This is a genomic window from Ruegeria sp. BA12 (assembly GCF_056539625.1).
The window spans coordinates 1-1166 of sequence record NZ_JBQFVF010000028.1 but is presented as its reverse complement, the minus strand read 5'-3'; the positions used below and the strand labels follow the sequence as shown (position 1 = coordinate 1166).

The window sequence follows — 1166 nt, the reverse complement described above, 5'->3', positions numbered from 1 at the left end:
ATTTTCGACACAACGCCGGCGCCGACGGTGCGGCCGCCTTCGCGGATGGCGAAACGCAGGCCGTCTTCCATCGCGATCGGGGCGATCAGCTCGACGGTGAAGCCGACGTTGTCGCCGGGCATGACCATCTCGGTGCCTTCGGCCAGGGTCACGGTGCCGGTCACGTCAGTCGTACGGAAGTAGAACTGCGGACGGTAGTTCGCGAAGAACGGAGTGTGACGACCGCCTTCTTCCTTGGTCAGGATGTAGGCTTCGGCTTCGAACTTGGTGTGCGGTGTAACCGAACCCGGCTTACACAGAACCTGACCACGCTCAACGCCGTCACGGTCGATACCGCGCAGCAGGGCGCCGATGTTGTCGCCTGCTTCGCCGCGGTCCAGCAGCTTGCGGAACATTTCAACGCCGGTGCAGGTGGTTTTCTGAGTGTCGCGGATGCCGACGATTTCGATCTCGTCGCCAACATTGATCACGCCACGCTCAACACGACCGGTCACAACGGTACCGCGGCCCGAGATCGAGAACACGTCTTCGACCGGCATCAGGAACGGCTTGTCAACTTCACGCTCAGGGGTGTCGATGTAGTCATCAACAGCCGCCATCAGTTCCTTGATTTTCTCTTCGCCGATTTCCGGGTTGTTGCCTTCCATCGCGGCCAGAGCCGAACCTGCGATGATCGGAATATCGTCGCCAGGGTATTCGTAGCTGGACAGCAGTTCGCGAACTTCCATCTCAACCAGTTCCAGCAGCTCTTCGTCGTCAACCTGGTCAACTTTGTTCATGAACACGACCATCTTCGGGATGCCAACCTGGCGGCCCAGCAGGATGTGCTCGCGGGTCTGAGGCATCGGGCCGTCTGCGGCGTTCACAACCAGGATCGCGCCGTCCATCTGAGCGGCACCGGTGATCATGTTCTTGACGTAGTCGGCGTGGCCGGGGCAGTCGACGTGTGCATAGTGGCGGTTGTCGGTCTCGTATTCCACGTGGGCGGTCGAGATGGTGATGCCACGAGCCTTCTCTTCAGGCGCGCCGTCGATTTGGTCATACGCTTTGAAGTCACCGAAATACTTGGTGATTGCTGCGGTCAGCGTGGTTTTACCGTGGTCAACGTGCCCAATCGTGCCGATGTTGACGTGCGGTTTTGTACGCTCAAACTTTTCCTTTGCCAT

At 59.3% G+C, this 1166-nt stretch carries 1 protein-coding gene; it reads right to left on the bottom strand.

What is annotated here, in order from left to right:
• The coding region (gene tuf / locus ACR0B0_RS20850; RefSeq protein ID WP_480649426.1) for an elongation factor Tu at positions 1-1166 on the bottom strand (1166 nt) is incomplete at both ends.